The sequence below is a fragment of the Pseudomonas sp. SWRI111 genome (genome assembly GCF_014268555.1).
In the GTDB taxonomy this organism is placed as follows: Bacteria; Pseudomonadota; Gammaproteobacteria; order Pseudomonadales; family Pseudomonadaceae; genus Aquipseudomonas; species Aquipseudomonas hamedanensis.
In genome coordinates, this window is the sequence record NZ_JABWQQ010000155.1 from 1 (window position 1) to 241 (window position 241).

A 241-nucleotide genomic window follows, 5' to 3' on the forward strand; every position below is an offset into this window, starting at 1 on the left:
GGTGTAACGGCAGTGGTGGGCCCCAACGGAAGTGGGAAAAGTAATATTACAGATGCAATTCGCTGGGTACTCGGCGAACAGTCAGCTAAATCATTGCGTGGAAGCAAGATGGAGGATGTTATTTTTTCAGGGAGTGACTCCAGAAAAGCAGTAAACTTTGCGGATGTAACATTAACGTTAGAGAATGAGGATCATTTTCTGCCGTTGGATTACCATGAAGTGAGTGTAACCAGACGAGTGT

At 45.2% G+C, this 241-nt stretch carries 1 protein-coding gene; it reads left to right on the plus strand.

Features of this window, described 5'->3' with window-relative positions:
- A partial coding sequence (locus HU755_RS27265) for an AAA family ATPase (protein ID WP_186638363.1) occupies window positions 1–241 on the plus strand: 241 nt, incomplete at both ends.